Source organism: Curtobacterium citreum, from assembly GCF_006715175.1.
Lineage (GTDB): Bacteria > Actinomycetota > Actinomycetes > Actinomycetales > Microbacteriaceae > Curtobacterium > Curtobacterium citreum.
This window is the reverse complement of the sequence record NZ_VFMQ01000001.1, coordinates 1,055,904-1,070,614: the sequence shown is the minus strand read 5'-3', so window position 1 is coordinate 1,070,614 and position 14,711 is coordinate 1,055,904. Positions and strand designations below refer to the sequence as shown.

13 protein-coding genes and 1 riboswitch are annotated in these 14,711 nt (G+C 71.0%); of the genes, 5 read left to right on the top strand and 8 right to left on the bottom strand.

The annotated features are described in order from the left end of the window. Positions 1–107: 107 nt before the first annotated feature. The 8 genes from FB462_RS05225 to gcvT form a co-directional block, all read right to left on the bottom strand. Positions 108–614, bottom strand: coding sequence for a PH domain-containing protein (locus FB462_RS05225; RefSeq protein ID WP_058741980.1), 507 nt, complete (start codon positions 612–614; stop codon positions 108–110). Positions 615–673: 59 nt separating this feature from the next. After that, on the bottom strand, positions 674–2,416 hold the full coding sequence (locus FB462_RS05220; RefSeq protein WP_114848955.1) for a dipeptide ABC transporter ATP-binding protein: 1,743 nt from the start codon (positions 2,414–2,416) through the stop codon (positions 674–676). After that, entirely contained in the window at positions 2,413–3,363 is a 951-nt protein-coding gene (locus tag FB462_RS05215) for an ABC transporter permease (protein WP_114848954.1), read from the bottom strand. Before FB462_RS05215 ends, FB462_RS05220 begins: the two co-directional genes overlap by 4 nt. Then, complete coding sequence (locus FB462_RS05210; protein ID WP_114848953.1) at positions 3,353–4,282, bottom strand: ABC transporter permease; 930 nt, start codon at positions 4,280–4,282, stop codon at positions 3,353–3,355. Before FB462_RS05210 ends, FB462_RS05215 begins: the two co-directional genes overlap by 11 nt. Positions 4,283–4,511: 229 nt before the next feature. Beyond that, positions 4,512–6,146, bottom strand: coding sequence for a peptide ABC transporter substrate-binding protein (locus FB462_RS05205; RefSeq protein ID WP_181819153.1), 1,635 nt, complete (start codon positions 6,144–6,146; stop codon positions 4,512–4,514). A gap of 370 nt (positions 6,147–6,516) precedes the next feature. Next, a complete protein-coding gene (gene gcvP / locus FB462_RS05200) occupies positions 6,517–9,441 on the bottom strand; it encodes an aminomethyl-transferring glycine dehydrogenase (RefSeq protein ID WP_141860570.1) in 2,925 nt (974 codons plus the stop codon). After that, complete coding sequence (gene gcvH, locus FB462_RS05195) at positions 9,438–9,815, bottom strand: glycine cleavage system protein GcvH (RefSeq protein WP_141860568.1); 378 nt, start codon at positions 9,813–9,815, stop codon at positions 9,438–9,440. The genes gcvP and gcvH overlap by 4 nt, the downstream gene beginning before the upstream one ends. A gap of 4 nt (positions 9,816–9,819) precedes the next feature. Beyond that, positions 9,820–10,923, bottom strand: coding sequence for a glycine cleavage system aminomethyltransferase GcvT (gene gcvT, locus FB462_RS05190; protein ID WP_141860566.1), 1,104 nt, complete (start codon positions 10,921–10,923; stop codon positions 9,820–9,822). A 169-nt stretch (positions 10,924–11,092) separates the two neighbouring features. Further along, positions 11,093–11,194, bottom strand: a riboswitch (glycine riboswitch). A gap of 95 nt (positions 11,195–11,289) precedes the next feature. Between gcvT and FB462_RS05185 the strand changes: the two genes are divergently transcribed. The 5 genes from FB462_RS05185 to FB462_RS05165 all read left to right on the top strand — a co-directional run bounded on the left by FB462_RS05185 (position 11,290) and on the right by FB462_RS05165 (position 14,573). Then, positions 11,290–11,688: a BlaI/MecI/CopY family transcriptional regulator gene (locus tag FB462_RS05185; protein WP_058741973.1), complete on the top strand. Its 399-nt coding sequence runs from the start codon at positions 11,290–11,292 to the stop codon at positions 11,686–11,688. A 13-nt stretch (positions 11,689–11,701) separates the two neighbouring features. Beyond that, entirely contained in the window at positions 11,702–12,439 is a 738-nt protein-coding gene (locus FB462_RS05180; RefSeq protein ID WP_114848947.1) for a M56 family metallopeptidase, read from the top strand. A 39-nt stretch (positions 12,440–12,478) separates the two neighbouring features. Further along, on the top strand, positions 12,479–12,961 hold the full coding sequence (locus FB462_RS05175) for an FBP domain-containing protein (protein ID WP_058741971.1): 483 nt from the start codon (positions 12,479–12,481) through the stop codon (positions 12,959–12,961). Next, on the top strand, positions 12,958–13,212 hold the full coding sequence (locus FB462_RS05170; RefSeq protein WP_058741970.1) for a hypothetical protein: 255 nt from the start codon (positions 12,958–12,960) through the stop codon (positions 13,210–13,212). The genes FB462_RS05175 and FB462_RS05170 overlap by 4 nt, the downstream gene beginning before the upstream one ends. 74 nt (positions 13,213–13,286) lie before the next feature. After that, positions 13,287–14,573: a hypothetical protein gene (locus tag FB462_RS05165; RefSeq protein ID WP_141860564.1), complete on the top strand. Its 1,287-nt coding sequence runs from the start codon at positions 13,287–13,289 to the stop codon at positions 14,571–14,573. Positions 14,574–14,711: the final 138 nt, after the last annotated feature.

Here is a 14,711-nt window from a genome sequence, read left to right as displayed (position 1 = left end):
AGGCCGCGCGAGAGACGGGCGGGCTGCGGTGCGCGGGGTGCGTGCGCGACGGACGGGAGGCGCGTGGCGGGGCTGGTGCCGCGCCTCCAGGCCGGTGGGTGGCGGGGTCAGCGCAGCGCAGCGCTCACCAGGGAGACCGCGAGGAGGACGACGGCCGCCGCGCCGACGAGCAACGCGAGTCGGTCCCATCCGCGGACGACCAGGCCACCGGCGGCACCCGCCTCGCGGCGCTCCGCCCAGCGGTCGAGCAGCACCGACATCTCGACCGGCTGCGGCAGCGTCCGCGGCTCGCCTCGGCGCGCGGGCTTCGGGCGAGGCAGCGACGGGCCACCCCAGCAGGAGACCGTGCGGCCCTCGGTGGTCTCGACCACGATCTGCCAGCGGAGGCGGACGTCGGCCACCGCGCCCCACGGCACGCGGGTCTCACGGAGGGGGTTCACGACGGTCAGCGCGTCGTCGTCGAGTCGGATCGACGGACGGAAGGTGAGCACCCAGAGCGCCCAGACGAGCACGGCGAGCGGGCCGAGGGCGGTGAGCACGACGTCCCAGCTCCCCCGGACCGCAGCGTCGCCGAGCAGGAAGAGGCCCAGCAACGCGACGAGGCCGGACGCCACCGCTCCCCCGCGCCCAGCGCGGAGGACGACGGTGCGTCCGGCCTCGGTACCGCTCAGGATCAGCGCCCGAACTCGAACCCGGCGCCCGGGATCGCGGCGAGCAGGTCCTTGGTGTACTGCTCCTTCGGCGCGGCGAAGACCTCGTCGGTCGTCGCCTTCTCGACGATCTGCCCCTTCCGCATGACGCAGACGTTGTCCGCGACGAGGCGGACGACGGCGAGGTCGTGCGTGATGAAGAGGTAGGTCAGGCCGAGCTCGGTCTGCAGCTCGGTGAGCAGGTCCAGGATCTGGCCCTGGACGAGCACGTCGAGCGCGGAGACCGCCTCGTCGAGCACGATGACCTCGGGCTTGAGCGCGAGAGCGCGGGCCACGGCGATGCGCTGGCGCTGACCACCGGAGAGCTCGTTCGGGTAGCGGTTCACCATCGACTTCGGCAGGGCGACCTGGTCGAGCAGCTCGAGCACGCGGGCCCGGCGGCTGGCCTTGTCGCCGACCTTGTGCGTGGCGAGCGGCTCCGCGATCGTGTTCCCGACGTTGTACATCGGGTCCAGCGAGCCGTACGGGTCCTGGAACACCGGCTGCACGCGACGGCGGAAGTCGAAGAGCTCCTTGCCCTTCAGCGCGCCGATGTCGATGCCGTCGAACTGCACCGTGCCGCTCGTGATCGACTCGAGCTGCAGGACGAGCTTCGCCACGGTGGACTTGCCCGAACCGGACTCGCCGACGAGCGCCGTGGTGGTGCCCTTCGGGATCGCGAAGGACACGTCGTCGACGGCCTTCAGCTCGCGGGTCTGCAGGTTCTTGCCGCGCAGCTTGTAGACCTTCTCGAGGTTCTTCACCACGATGAGGTCCTTCGCCGGCTGGTGCTCGCGCTCCTGGGCGCGGGCGATCAGCTCGTCGTCCTCGCTGCCGGCGTCCGCGATGTCGACGTGCTGGTGCTGCACCTTCGACTGGATGCGGCGGCTCGCGAGCGACGGTGCCGCGGCGACGAGGCGCTGCGTGTACGGGTGCTGCGGGTTGGCCAGGATCTCCTTCGAGGGCCCCGACTCGACGACCTGGCCCTTGTACATGACGACGAGCTTCTCGGCGCGCTCTGCGGCGAGCCCGAGGTCGTGGGTGATGAACAGGACGGAGGTACCGAAGTCCCGCGTCAGCGTCTCGAGGTGGTCGAGGATGACGCGCTGCACGGTGACGTCGAGCGCCGAGGTCGGCTCGTCGGCGATGAGCAGCTTCGGGCGGCTCGACAGGCCGATGCCGATGAGCACGCGCTGGCGCATGCCGCCGGAGAACTCGTGCGGGTACTGCTTCAGGCGGGTCGCGGCGTCACCGAGACCGGCCTCCTGCAGCACCTCGACCGCGCGGGCACGGATCGCGTGCTTGCCGGTCGCCATGCCGTTGGCCTTGATCGCCTCTTCGACCTGGAAGCCGATCGACCACAGCGGGTTGAGGTTCGACATCGGGTCCTGGGGGACGTAGCCGATCTCCTTCCCGCGGATCTCGGACATCTCCTTGTCGGACAGCCCGACGAGCTCACGCCCGTTGAACTTGATCGAGCCACCCGTGACCTCGCCCGTGCCGGCGAGGAGCTTGATGACCGCCTGCGCGCTGGTCGACTTGCCGGAACCCGACTCGCCGACGATCGCCAGGCGCTCGCCCTGCTCGAGGGTGAAGTTGACACCGCGGACGGCCTGGACGAACCCGCTCTGCGTCTTGAACCCGACCTGCAGGTCCGTGATCTCGAGGAGCGGCGTCCCCGGGTTCGTCGGACGGCTGGTCGTGGGGTCGGTGAGCGTCTCGGTCATCGGCGGGCCCTCGCCTTCGGGTCGAGCGCGTCGCGGACCACGTCACCGAGGAGGAGGAACGCGAGCACGGTGATGGACAGGGCGGCGGACGGCCAGAAGATCGTCGACGGGTTGGTGCGGATCGACGTCTGCGCGGTGCCGATGTCGAGACCCCAGCTCAGCGCCGACGGCGGCAGCCCGATGCCGAGGAACGACAGGGTCGCCTCGGCCACGATGAACGAACCGAGGGACACGGTCGCGACGACGATGACCGGAGCGAGCGCGTTCGGGATGACGTGACGGACCAGCGTCGTGAAGCGGCTGACGCCGAGGGCGGCCGAGGCCATCACGTAGTCGGACTGCTTCGCGCTGAGGACCGCACCGCGCATGATGCGGGCGATCTGGGGCCACGCGAAGGCCGCGAGCACGAGGGCCACGGTCAGGGCGTTGCGCGCGGGGATGACGGACATGATCACGATCGCGCCGAGGATGGTCGGGATCGAGAAGAAGATGTCACCGATGCGGGAGACGATCGTGTCGAGCCAGCCGCCGTAGAACCCGGCGAGGGCGCCGATCACGATGCCGACGACGGACACGAGGATCGTGGCGACGAGGCCGACGATGACCGAGTTGCGCGCACCCCAGATGACGCGGGCATACACGTCGTAGCCCTGTCGGGTGTACCCGAGCGGGTGTCCCGGGCGCGGACCCTCGTCACTGAAGTCGAGGTTGGCCGCACGGGGGTCGACGTGCGTGAACAGGCCGGGGAAGATCGCGACGACCAGCACGAGCAGGATCAGGACGGACGAGATCCAGAACGTCGGGCGGGTGCGCATGGAGTCCCATGCGTCCGTCCAGATGGAACGGGTCTTCTCGTCCTCGTTGACCTGGTCGACCGCCTGCAGCGGCGTCTCCTCGATCGGCGCGACGTAGTGCGTCGCGGAACGGGACTCGGCGTTACTTGGCATAGCGGATCCTCGGGTCCAGGACGGCGTAGAGCAGGTCGACCAGGAGGTTGGCGAGCATGAAGATGATGACCATCACGGCGACGAAGGACACGACCGTGGGTCCCTCGCCGAGCTTGACGGCCCGGAACACCGTGCCACCGACACCGCTGATGTTGAAGATGCCCTCGGTCACGACCGCGCCGACCATCAGGTTGCCGATGTCGACACCGAGGTAGGTCACCACGGGGATGAGCGAGTTGCGGAAGATGTGCACGCCCACGACGCGGCGACGGGGCAGGCCCTTCGCGGTGGCGGTGCGGACGAAGTCGGCGCTCATGTTCTCGGCGACGCTCGCCCGGGTCAGGCGGACGATGTACGCGAACGACACGGAGGCGAGGACGATCGCGGGGAGCACGAGCTCCGACCACGGCGCTTGACCGGACACCGTGACCCGGAACAGGCCGAGCTGGATGCCGAAGACGTACTGCAGCAGGAAGCCCACGACGAAGGTCGGGACCGAGATGAGCAGCAGCGAGACGACGAGCGCGGTGGCGTCGAACCACTTGCCCTTCTTCAGACCAGCGATGACACCGACGACGATGCCGGCAACGGCCTCGAACACGAGGGCGAGGATCGCGAGTCGAGCGGTGATCGGGAACGCGGCCGCGAGCTGCTGCGAGACCGGCAGGCCCGAGTACGTCACGCCGAGGTCGCCCTTGAACACGCCACCGATCCAGAGCAGGTACTGGACGATGAACGGCTTGTCGAGGTTGTACTGCTGCCGGAGCTGCTCGATCACCTGCGGCGACGGCTGGCGGTCGCCGAACAGCGCGGCGATCGGGTCGCCGGGCAGCGAGAAGACCATGAAGTAGATGAGGAACGTGGCCCCGAAGAACACGGGGATGAGTTGCAGGAGGCGCTTGCCGAGGTACCAGAGCATCAGATCGCTCGGTCCTGCGCGGCGCGCATGTCGTTCTGGTTCATGTCGTGAGGGGTGGACGGTCCGCGGGTCGGCACGGGAGTCCGGTGCGGGCGGCGGCGCCCGCGGTGGTGGGGGAAGGTGTTGCCGCCGTGGTACGGGGGCCCAGGGACCGTTCGGTCCCCGGACCCCCGTCCGGTGGTCGCGGAGCAGGATACCTGCTCGCGGTGGGTCTCCGAGGAGACCCGCGTTACTTCTTCTTGACCTCGATGTCGTAGTACAGCGGCACCGAGTCCCAGCCGAACTTGACGTTGGTGACGTTGTCGTTCGACCACACGCCGGTCACGTTGGCGTACCAGAGCGGGATCTCCGGCAGGTCCTGGAACAGCAGCTCCTGGGCCTGGTCGAAGTACTTGTTGCCCTCTTCGACGGAGGAGGCCGAACGGCCCTTCGCGAGGAGGTCGTTGTACTCGGTGGAGTCGTAGCGCGAGTAGTTGCTGGACGAACCCTCACCCATGGTCGGGCCGAGGAAGTTGTACAGCGACGGGTAGTCGGCCTGCCAACCGGTGCGGCTACCGCCCGTGAGCTTGTCGTTCTTCTGCGTGTCCAGGGCCTCCTGGAACGTCGGGATCGCGTTGCCCTGCGCCTTGATGCCCAGCGTGCTGGAGATCGAGTTGGTGACCGCGGTCACCCACGCCTCGTGACCGCCGTCGGCGTTGTACGAGATGGTGAGCGTCTCGTTGTAGGGCGAGATCTTGTCGGCCTCGGCCCACAGCTCCTTGGCCTTCGACTTGTTGTAGTCGAGGACGTCCGAACCCTTGAGGTCACCGTTCCAGCCGGAGATCACCGGGGAGGTGAAGTCCTTGGCCGGGGTGCGGGTGCCGTCGAAGATCTTGTCGGTGATCTGCTTGCGGTTGATCGCCATCGAGATCGCCTCGCGACGGAGCTTGCCCTCTTCACCCTTCCAGTGGTCGAGGTAGTAGGGCAGGTAGATCGCCTGGAAGATCGCCGCGGCCTGGTTGACGTTCGAGTCGGGGAAGTCCGACTTGTAGGTCTGGAAGGCGCTGTCCGGGATCGCGTCGAGGACGTCGAGGTTGCCGCCCTGCACGTCGGCGTACGCGGTGTCCGGGGTCGTGTAGAACGTGATCGTCAGACCACCGTTCTTCGGCTTGCGCTTGCCCTCGTAGTCCTTGTTGGTGACGAGCTTGATGGACTGGTTGTGCGTCCAGGCCTTGTCACCGTCGAGCTTGTAGGGACCGTTGCCGATCGGGTTCTCACCGAAGGCCTTGGTGTCCTTGTAGAACTCCGAGGGCAGCGGCATGAAGGCCGAGTAGCCGAGCGACAGCGGGAAGTCCGACTGCGGCGAGTTGAGCGTGACGGTGAACTCGTCGTCGCTCTTCACCTTGAGTCCGGTGAGCTCCGAGTCCTTCTCGGCGTCGTAGCCCTGGATGTTCTCGAAGAAGTAGCTCGCGCCCTGCGCGTTCGAGAACTGGGCAGCCCAGTTCCACGCCTTCGTGAACGACTCAGCCGTGACCTTCTCGCCGTTGGTGAAGGTGTAGTTGGTGTTCAGCTTGATGTCGTAGGTCTTCGAGTCATCGGTGGTGATGCTCTTCGCGACCTCGTTGACCGGCTTGCCCTTCTCGTCGTACGAGACGAGGCCCTCGAAGATCGACGAGACGATCTTGCCGCCACCGGTCTCGGTGGAGTTCGAGGGGATGAGCGGGTTCTGCGGTTCGCTGCCGTTCGTCGTGACGATGCCGGACGCGTTCGTCGAGCCCGAGTCACCACCGTTGCTGCTGCTGCCGTTGGACGAGCAGGCGGTCAGGGCGAGTGCTGTGGCCCCGAGCACGGCGAGGGCGGAGAGCCCAGCGCGCTTCTTGATCAAGGTTCCTCCTGGTGCATGGGACGCGCCAGGCACAGAGGTGCTGCCGGGCGCGCGTGTCATTGCACTGTAGGCAGTGCCGAGACCACCGACCAAACCCTGCGGAGATCGGTTACAAATCGGAAACCAAGTCGCAGGATCGTTGCGAGAGGATGCAAGTTTCGCGCGCTCGCGCGAACCCGATGCCGGATTGTTGCTTCTGCAACGAAGTTGTTGCACGAGCGCACAGCGGTGTGCAAGCGAACCGCGACGCCGCGGGACGTGGAGCGCTCCGACCTTTCCGGCCGCCGGGACGGACCCGGACGCACGCGTGCCCCGCCCGGACGGACCGGACGGGGCACACGCTACCTGCTCTGCTGGATCGGGGGAACGGTCAGGCGAACGCCTCGATCGGCGGGCACGCACACACCAGGTTGCGGTCCCCGTACGCCTGGTCGATGCGACGCACCGGCGGCCAGTACTTCCGCGCGCTGATGCCGGGCAGCGGGTAGACCGCCTGCTCCCGGGTGTAGGCGTGCGCCCACTCCCCCGAGATCACCGACGAGGCCGTGTGCGGGGCGTGCACGAGCGGGTTGTCGTCCGCCGGCCACTCCCCTCGTTCGACGGCCGCCGCCTCGGCCCGGATCGCGAGCATGGCGTCCACGAACCGGTCGAGCTCGGCGAGGTCTTCGCTCTCGGTCGGCTCGACCATGAGCGTCCCGGCGACCGGGAACGACATCGTCGGCGCGTGGAACCCGTAGTCGACGAGCCGCTTCGCGACGTCGTCCACCGTGATGCCCGTGCTGTCGCGCAGCGGCCGCAGGTCGAGGATGCACTCGTGCGCCACGAGCCCGTCGGCGCCCGTGTAGAGCACCGGGAACGCGTCCCGCAGCCGTGCCGCGACGTAGTTCGCGCCGAGCACGGCCGCCTCGGTCGCGCGGGTCAGCCCCTCGAGCCCCATCATCCGGACGTAGGTCCACGTGATGGGCAGGATGCTCGGGCTGCCGTACGGCGCCGACGACACCGGACTGCCGGCGTGCGCGAGGCGCCCGTCGGCCGCCTCCGTCGTCGTGCCGGTGCGACGGTCGTCCTGCTGGGCCATCGGGTGGCCGGGCAGGAACGGTGCGAGGTGTGCCTTCGCCGCGACCGGGCCGACGCCGGGGCCGCCGCCGCCGTGCGGGATGCAGAAGGTCTTGTGCAGGTTCAGGTGCGACACGTCGCCGCCGAAGTCGCCGAAGCGCGCGTGGCCGAGCAGGGCGTTGAGGTTCGCGCCGTCGACGTAGACCTGGCCGCCGGCGTCGTGCACGGCGTCGCAGACCTCGCGGATGTCGTGCTCGTAGACGCCGTGGGTGGACGGGTAGGTGATCATCAGGGCCGCGAGCGTGTCCGCGTGCTGCGCCGTCTTGGCGCGGAGGTCGTCGAGGTCGACGTTGCCGTCGTCGTCGCACGCCACCACGACCACGCGCATCCCGGCGAGCACCGCCGACGCCGCGTTGGTGCCGTGGGCGCTCGACGGGATCAGGCACACGGTCCGCTCGGTGTCGCCGTTCGACCGGTGGTACCCGCGGATGGCCAGCAGGCCCGCGAGTTCGCCCTGGCTGCCCGCGTTGGGCTGCAGCGAGACGGTGTCGTAGCCGGTGACCTCGGCGAGCCAGGTCCCGAGGTCGCCGATCATGTCGAGGTACCCCGCGACGTCCTCGCGCGGGGCGAACGGGTGCACGTTCGCGAACTCCGGCCAGGTCACCGCCGCCATCTCGGTCGCCGCGTTGAGCTTCATCGTGCAGCTGCCGAGCGGGATCATGCCGCGGTCGAGCGCGTAGTCCTTGTCGGACAGGTGCTTCAGGTACCGCATCATCCGGGTCTCGCTGCGGTGCGCGCTGAAGACGGGGTGCGTCAGGTACTCGCTGCTGCGCAGCAGGGCGGACGGGAGGCCCGTGGCTGCGTCCCGGACGGCGGTCTCCGTCCCGGGGACGGTCGCGTCCACGGCACCGAACACGACGGCGAGGGCCGTCACGTCGTCCGGGGTGGTCGTCTCGTCGACGGACACCTGGAGGGTGTCGGCGTCGACGCGGTGCAGCAGGTACGAGGCGCTCCGGGCGGCGTCGACGATCGCACCGGCCCGACCCGGCGCGCGGAGGGTGAGGGTGTCGAAGAACGCCTCGTGTACCACCTGGAGTCCGGCACCACGTGCCGCGTCGGCGAGCGCCGTCGTCGTCCGGGCGACCCGGTCGGCGATGAAGCGCAGCCCCTCGGGCCCGTGGTAGACGGCGTACATCGAGGCCATCACGGCGAGCAGCACCTGCGCGGTGCAGATGTTGCTCGTCGCCTTCTCGCGGCGGATGTGCTGCTCGCGGGTCTGCAGGCTGAGGCGGTAGGCCATCTGTCCGTCGGCGTCGAAGGACACCCCGACGAGTCGGCCCGGCAGCTGGCGCTCGAGACCGGCACGGACGGCGAGGTAGCCGGCGTGCGGGCCGCCGAAGCCGAGCGGGACGCCGAAGCGCTGGCTCGTGCCCACGGCGACGTCGGCGCCGAGGTCCCCCGGGCTGGCGAGCAGCGTCATGGCGAGCAGGTCCGCGGCGACGACCGCGATGCCGCCGCCCGCGTGGACGCGCTCGATGGTGGCGGTCGGGTCGACGATGCGTCCGGAGGCTCCGGGGTACTGCAGGACGACCCCGAACGCGCCGTCGAGCTGCTCGTCGGTGGGGCCGTCGACCGCGTCGAAGGTGCGCAGGGCGATCCCCACGGCGTCCGCACGGTGGTCGAGGAGCGCACGGGTCTGCGGCAGCAGGTCGGCGTCCACGAGGAACGCGTCCCCCTTGACCTTCGACGCGCGGCGGGCGAGGAGCATGCCCTCGACCACGGCGGTGCCCTCGTCGAGCATCGACGCGCCCGCGGTCGCCATGCCGGTCAGGTCGGACACCATCGTCTGGAAGTTGATGAGCGCCTCGAGCCGGCCCTGCGAGATCTCCGGCTGGTACGGCGTGTAGGCCGTGTACCAGCTCGGGTTCTCGAGCACGTTCCGCTGGATCACCGCGGGTGTGTGCGTGCCGTGGTAGCCGAGGCCGATCATCGCGCGGCGGACGGTGTTGCGCCCGGCCTTGGCACGGAGTTCCGCGAGGGCCTCGGTCTCGCCGACCGCAGCGGGGATCGCGGAGTGCGTGACCGGGACGGCGTGGATCGACTCAGGGATCGCGGTGCGGACGAGCGCGTCGAGCGACGGCTGCCCGACGGTCTCGAGCATGGTGCGCTGGTCGGCGGCCGTCGTGCCGATGTGACGGTCGGCGAAGGACGTCTGCAGGTTCTGGTCGGCGGTCGTCATGCGATGGAGGCCCGGTACGCGTCGTGGTCCATGAGGTCCTCGGGGAAGGAGGTCCCGTCGACCTTGAGCTTGACGAGCCAGCCCGCGCCGAAGGGGTCCTGGTTCACGGTGTCGGGGGCGTCGACGACGGCGTCGTTCACCGCGATGACCTGCCCCTCGATCGGCGCGAAGAGCTCGCCGACGCTCTTGGTGGACTCGATCTCGCCGATCTGCTGACCCGCGGTCGTGGTGGTGCCCACGGCGGGGAGCTCGACGTAGACGACGTCCCCGAGCTGCTCGGCGGCGTGGTCGGTGATGCCCACGGTGACGGTGTCGCCCTCGACGAGGATCCACTCGTGGTCGGCGGTGTACTGGAGTGCGGTCTGGTCGGTCACGGGCTCAGCCTCTCGGAGTGCGGCGGTAGAAGGGGAACGGGGTGACGGTGCTGGGGACGGCGGTCCCGCGGACGTCGATGTGGAGGACGGTGCCCTCGGTGGTGAGGGCCGGGTCGACGAAGGCCATCGCGACCGGGTGCCCGAGCGTCGGGGAGAGCGCCCCGGAGGTGACGGTCCCGACGACGGTGCCGTCGTGCAGCACGTCGTAGCCGGCGCGGGGAGCGCGACGACCCTCGGTCACGAGTCCGACGAGCACCCGGGCGTCGTCGGCGGGCTGCACACCGGCGTCCCCGACGAACGAGCCCGAGGTCGCGACGACCCGGCCGAGTCCGGCCTGGGCGGGACGCACGGTGGTGTCGAGCTCGTGCCCGTACAGCGGCATGCCGGCCTCGAGCCGGAGCGTGTCGCGCGCGGCGAGCCCCGCCGGGACGACACCGCGGTCGGCGCCGGCGTCCAGGAGTGCGTCCCAGATCGCCGTCGCGACGTCGGTGTCGCTGTAGATCTCGAAGCCGTCCTCGCCCGTGTAGCCCGTGCGGGCGACGAGGACCTCGGCGCCGTCGAACAGCGCGTGGAGCACCCGGTAGTACCGGAGCTCGTCGAGCGGCGTCTCCGGCTGCAGGCGGTCGGCGACGACGAGCGCGTCGAGCGTCCCGGCGGCGGCGGGCCCCTGGATCGCGACGAGCGCGGTGCTGTCCGAGTCGTCGGAGACCGCGACGTCGAACCCGGCGGCGCGGGCGGTCAGCGCGTCCACGGCGACGGATCGGTTCGCGGCGTTCGCGACGACGAGGAACACGTCCTCGCCGGTGCGGTAGACGACGAGGTCGTCGAGGATGCCGCCGTCCTCGGCGAGCAGGAGCGAGTACTTCGCCCGGCCGACGGGCATCGCGCCGAAGGAGCCGGCGAGCGCGTGGTCGAGGAAGGCCACCGCCTGCGGACCGGTGACCCCGACCTCGGCCATGTGCGAGAGGTCGAAGACCCCCGCGGCCGTGCGGACGGCGTGGTGCTCGGCGAGGTCGGAGGAGTAGCGCACGGGCATCCGGTACCCGGCGAAGTCGGTGAAGGAGGCGCCCGCGGCTTCGTGGGCGGACTCGAGTGGCGAGGAACGCATGAGGGAGTTCTCCTGGCATCGGCAGGACCCGACGGCCATCGTCGGGCGGAACTCCCCCTCTGTCATGGGCCTGAGAGTTTCACCGCGGCCCGTGAGGTCCGGCGGCTTTCACCGTGGGCGAGACGGCGGACCACCCGGCGGGGGCACGTCGTCTGCTTTTCAGAGTGGCCTGTCCGCTGCGGTGTGGGACCTGAGAGATTGGCGGGGGGGATTGCTCCTTCGGTGTCGCGCGTGCCCGTGGGCACCGCACGACGTCTCCCGCGACGGATGAGCGGCCGGTGTTCAGTTGTCCGGTGCCGAGTGTACCGACACCGCGTTTCCGGCATGTGTCGCAGCCGGGGCTTCGACGTCTCGTAGAATGCACCGGTGGCAGGACAGCGATCGCGCCCCCGCGGGCAGCTCGAACAGGCGGTGCTCGAGGCGCTGTGGGCCGCTGACGACGACAGGGCCGCCGACGCGGACGCCGGGCTCACCGCCCGCCAGGTCCTCGACGCGTTCCCCGAGCCGCGCCCCGCGCTGACCACGGTCCTCACCGTGCTCGACCGGCTCGGCCGCAAGGGCCAGGTGGACCGACAGGAGCACGACGACGCGCCCCTGACCTTCCGCGCCGCGCACAGCCGCGAGCAGCAGACCGCCTCGCTGATGTCGAACGCGCTCGCCGCCGCCTCCGACCGCGAGGCCGCCCTGCTGCAGTTCACAGGCTCGCTCGCCTCGGACGACCTCGACGTCCTCCGCCGCGCCCTCGACGCCCGAGCCCGCTCCTGATCCCGAGCCGCCCGTGGTCGTCGCCGGAGTCGCCCTCATCGCCCTCGCGCTCGTCGTGGTGGTCGTCGCGCCGCGGGTCCTGACCCGCTCGGCCTGGACCATCGACCACCCCCGGACCGCCCTGGTCTCGTGGTCGGTCGCCGTCCTGCTCGGCGTGGTCGGCTTCGTGGTCGGCATCGCCCTCGTCGTCCTGACCGACCGCCCGCTCACCGATCCGCTGCGCCTCGGCGACTCCCCCACGCACGGCCTGAACCTCGGGGTCGCCCTGCTCGGCGTGCTCGCGTTCGTCGTCGCGGTGCGGGTCCGTCCCGGGGCGGAGCACGAGGCCGTCCGCGACGCCATACGGTCCGGCGCGGCACCGCAGCGCGAGATCGTCGGCACGCGCGTCGCGCTGGTCGAGGCGGACCACGCACTGGCGTGCGCGGTCCCCGGCAGGTCCGGCGGGGTGCTGGTGAGCACCGGGCTCGCGGACCTGCTGCGGACGGACGAACTGGAGGCGGTGGTCGCCCACGAACGCGCCCACCTGACCCAGCACCACGCGTGGGCGGTCGCGGTCGCCGAGTCGATCGAGCGTGCGGTCCCGTGGGTGCCCGGGGCGCGCGCCATGGCGCGCTCGACGCGCGTCCTCGTCGAGTTCGCGGCGGACGACGCGGCGGCACGTCGCGTCGGACGCGACGCGCTGCGCCGGGCGGTGCTCGTGGCGGACGGGACGAGCGCGCTCGGAGCGATCCGTGCCTCCAGGCTGGGGTGACGGCGTCTGTCGGGGGCGAGGCATAGGGTGACAAGCACCGTGAAGCCACTGACCGAAGCAGACATCCGTTCGTCGTTCGTCAACGCCACCCCGGACGAGCTCGAGCAGCTCCCGATCCCGGGGCTGCACGAGATGCTCTGGGACGACCGCGAGTTCCTCGGCTGGCGCGACCCGCAGGCCGCGCGCCGGGGGTACATCGTGTCCTGGATCGACGACCGCCCCGTCGGGATCGTCGTGCGCTCCGCCGGCGGCTCCCTTCGACCCGGCATCGCGGCCATGTGCTCGTTCTGCCACTCCCCGCAGCCCGCGACCCAGGTCCGCCTGTTCTCCGCGGCGCGCGCCGGCGAGTCCGGCCGCAACGGGAACACCATCGGGTCGTACATCTGCGAGGACCTCGGGTGCTCGATGCTCATCCGCACCGCGCCGCCGCACCTCAACCCGCCGGCGACGATCGCCATGCGCGGCGAAGCGCTGCAGCAGCGCGTGCGGAACTTCACCGAGGACGTCGCGAAGACCGCGTGAGCCGCTTCGACACCGCTCGCTGGGCCGTCGTCGAGGAGCTCGGTGACGGCCGCTGGCGCCTGAGCCTGCGCGACGAGGCCGACGACGAGCTCGGGGCGTTCGGCCTCGGGGTCGAGGGCGCCTGGGACCCGGACGTCGAACCGCACGTGGGGTTCGTGCTCGTGCAGCTCGGGCTCACGCTCCGTGGTGCCCGGCCCTGGCGGGAGGACGAGCTCGGCGACCAGCGGGCGGCGGTGCTGCCACCGGGCTGACCGACTCTGTGTCCCCGGGCACAGTGCGGGGCGACGATCCGCTGGCGGCCGCGCGCTGTTCCTAGGGTCGGCCCGTGACCACCATCCGGCCGACCGTCCTCGCCACCCTGCTCGCCCTGGTGACGGTGCTGCTGCTCGGCGGATGCACCCGGGGGTTCCTCGAGACGCCGTCGCCGAAGGGGTCCGAGGACGCGCTCGCCGCACTGCTCGACGACCTCCGTGCGCTGCCCGGCGTCGCCCTGGCTGAGGGCGACGTCGACCAGGTCGACGCGAAGGACGACCCGACGCACTGGCTCGCCCGTGTCGACGTGCGTGCCCGGACCAGCGACCTCGACGTGGCCGCTGCCGTGCGCGGCGTGGTGTCGGACCGGGGGCCGTCACCCGTGCCCGGCACGACGCTCGTCGTCGGGCTCACCGTCCCCGCCGGTGACGGTCGCGCCGCGGTCGTCGTCGACCCGGTCGACCCGGGCTTGGTCGACACGGCGGCACGGCTCCGCGCCGAGTCGTTCGTCCGGACCGTCGACGCGGACCGGTACGGCACCCGGGTCGAGGCGCACGCCCTGCCCTCGTGGACGGAGACCGTCCGCCGGGTCCGGACCGACGCCGGGGACCGCACCGTGACGGTGGTGGCGGGCGACTCCTCGGTCGAGGTCGACGCGCTGCACCCCGGAGCCGCCCTGCTCGCAGCGCTCGACCAGGCCGGAGCCCGCGACGTCCGGTCGGAGGTCGGGACCCGCTACGACCGGACCGACCGCGGTGGACCCGCTCGCCCCTTCCTGCGCGCGGCCGTCCCGGATCCGCGCGGTACCGCGACGGTGCTCGCCGGCACCCGGGACGAGGCGGCCCAGGACGGCGTGACCCCGCGCACCGCGTTCTCGCTGACGGGGCCGGACGGCACCGGTGCGACGATCGTGGGTCTGCTCGGACTCCCCCTCGGCTCCGCCGAGCCGCAGGACCTCGAGGGTCCGGCGCTGCCGTGGGTGTCGGCGGACGTCAGCGCCGAGACGGAGGCCGTGCGGTCCCTCGCGGCGGAGTCCGTGGCGCGGACCGGGGTCGACGCCACGGTGACGACGACCGTCGAGCCCTGCGCGGTGGGTCGGGAGGCACTGGGGAACGAGCAGGGCACGCGGGCCGTGGCGACCGTCCTCGTGCCCGTCTACAGCCGGTACCCGGACGCGCAGGTGCCGTTCGACCGGGTCACGGCGACCTGGACCGCCGCGGGACTGGCGATGAGCGGTCGGGCGATGGGACTCGACGAGTGGACCGCCGACGACCCGGCACCGCACGGCGTCGCGAGCGCGGACATCCGCGGGACCGCCGAGGGGCTGTCGCTGCGCGTCCGGTCCGTCTGCGTGGGCTGACGGCGCGTGGTCGGCGCCGTGCGGGTGCGGTCGGTGACGGTCGGTGTCGGTCGGTGTCGGTCGGTGTCGAACCACCGATCCGACATCGAACCAGCCCCGCGCGCTGGTTCGATGTCGGGTGCCTGGTTCGATCCGGAC